This is a genomic window from Actinomycetota bacterium, from assembly GCA_036280995.1.
Classification (GTDB): Bacteria; Actinomycetota; CALGFH01; order CALGFH01; family CALGFH01; genus CALGFH01.
In genome coordinates this window covers 1-2,320 of the sequence record DASUPQ010000419.1, presented here as the reverse complement: position 1 = coordinate 2,320, position 2,320 = coordinate 1, and the positions used below count along the sequence as shown (strand labels likewise).

General features: G+C 70.9%; 2 protein-coding genes. One reads left to right on the top strand and one right to left on the bottom strand.

Annotated features, from left to right (window positions below; genetic code table 11):
- Positions 1-956 (bottom strand): hypothetical protein (locus VF468_13845; protein ID HEX5879374.1); only part of this gene is annotated, 956 nt, incomplete at its 3' end.
- A gap of 280 nt (positions 957-1,236) precedes the next feature.
- Here VF468_13845 and VF468_13840 point away from each other — a divergent pair.
- Entirely contained in the window at positions 1,237-1,755 is a 519-nt protein-coding gene (locus tag VF468_13840; GenBank protein HEX5879373.1) for a hypothetical protein, read from the top strand.
- The last annotated feature ends 565 nt before the right edge of the window (positions 1,756-2,320 follow it).

Here is a 2,320-nt window from a genome sequence, read left to right as displayed (position 1 = left end):
AGGGCCGCCGCGGCCAGGGTGGCGGCGGCCACGGCCAGGCGGGAGTCGCGGCCAAGGAGCTGGCCCAGCCCGAGGATCACGGCGGCGTAGCCGCCGCCCAGCAGCACCGTCAGCAGCCCCCAGGCCAGGGTGCGGCTGATGATGCGGTCCAGGTCATACAGCCGGTAGCGGACGATGGCGGCATAGATCGCCAGCTGCACCCCGAGCACGGCGATGCCGGTCCCCCAGGCGGACAGGGCCGAGTCGGCGAGGATGGCGACCAGGACCCCCACCGGCACCACGGTGGTTACCGCCAGGGCCAGCCAGCGCAGCTGCTGGCGCTCCAGGCCGCGGGCGCGGCGGAACCGCACCACCAGCGACCCGGCCGATGCCAGGCTCATCAGCCCGATGACGAGGCTGGACAGCCTGCCGGTCAGCTGCAGGGGGGCGGCCAGGGCCGGGACGGCAAGAGGACTGTGGACCGGCGGCGCCGGCGGGTCCAGCAGCGGGTAGGAGCCGAAGGTGTCGGCCAGCGCGGTCACCAATGTTGCGGTCAGGAGGATGGCGACATGTGGCCGCCAGCGGGGCGAGGGCAGCGACCCGGTGGGGGTGAGCAGCATGACGAGGTTCATGGCGACCGGGATGGGGAGGAAGCTGAGGTAGCCGGCCAAGGCTGCGCCCCCGGCGGCGGTCAGGTCCTGGGGGTGGGTCGCGACCAGGTAGTAGGCGTAGCCGGTGGCCACCCCGGTGACCGCCGAGGCCAGGCCGAAGACCAGCAGCAGCCAGCCGACCGGGTGGCGAGGCCGGCGGCTGGCCAGCAGCGCCCCCATGGTGGCCGCCCCCACCCCGACCAGGTAGTGGGGGAGCAGGGGAAGCACCTGGGTGAGGTCGGGCCGGCCGGTCTGGCGCAGCAGGTCATCCAGCCACAACATGGCGGCGTGGCCAACCATGGCCAGCGCCCACAGCGCCCACGCCAACGCGGTTGACCACCGGCGCGGCCTAGTAAGCCCGATGGCAGCAGTCACCACCCTGGTCCTCGCTCCACGCAGCTCACCACCAGCACCGCTACCTTCCCAGCGTCGCGGATCACGTGCCAGGGTGACTTGCCCGCGTCTCGGAAACGTTACGGACGCCGCTACGGCTTGTGCCGGGAGACGGAGGAGGAGAATCTCAGGCTAGCCAGGGAAGGGAGGTTGTGGTGAACGATCCGACACGCTCCTGCCTCCACCCAGCGCCCGATGCGTCCGGGAACCACCGGTGGCGAGTCAATGGAGAGGACCTGCCGGGGAACGTCCTGCTGGCGCGGGCCCGGACCCGCAGGAGGGCATCTACGGCGGCAACTTCCTGGGCATCTACGGCAACGTGTTCGCGGCCGCGGAGAACTGTGCTGAGCGGGCCGAGCCCGGCATCGGGGCGCCGGCCCAAGACCTCGCCACCTGGCTGACCGGACGCCGTGGCCTGGTGACCACCGAGCCACAGCCCGTGACCATCGGTGGCCTCGACGGCTTCCTGGTGGATGTCACCCTGGCCAAGCGGTGGACGACCACCTGCCCCTTCAGCGAGGGCAAGCCGGTCGTGCCGCTCATCATCGGGTCGGGTGTCTCCCAGCTCTATCACGTCATCTATCCCGGGATGACCGTGCGCCTGTACCTGCTGGCCACCGAGGACGGAACCGTGGTCATCGAGGTCGCGCAGGTTCCCGGCCAAGGCACCTTCACTGAGTACCTGGGCGAGGTCGTGCCCATCCTCCAGAGCATCGCCTTCGGCGCCCCGTAGCTGTCCGAGCGACGACCGGTCAGGCCCAACGAACTGCAATGGCCACGAAGAACCTTGCGGGCACCGACCTGATTACCATTCAGCAAGGAGCGGCTTCGAGCCGCCACCATCACGATCGCTGGCCGAGGCCAATTACCGGCGGTCGGTCTGGCGGGATGGCGCGGCAGCGTCCTCTGCCACTCCAGGATATTGCGGCCCTGACGCTCGCCCGCGACCTGCGCGACCTGCCGCATGCACAGCGCTCACGCGCTTGTAGTCCGCGACTATCTGGAGTGACCCAGCCCCAGCCACAGTGAGGTGCGTCGGCTGCACGGCCAGCAGCCGGCCCAGTCCCAGCACCACCGCGGGCGTAGCCGTGGCGAGCACCAGCGGGAGGGTGGCGTACAGGACCGTGTCGAAGGCCTCCTCCCGACCGGCCGCCAGCGGCACCATCACCGCCACCAGCACGACCGTGCCGGCCAGCATCCCCACCGCCCGACGATCGAGCCTCGTCACACCGCCTCCGTGGGGGCAGGGCGCCTATCCACGCGAGCAGCTGTCGGGCATGCAGGCCCCACGACCCGAT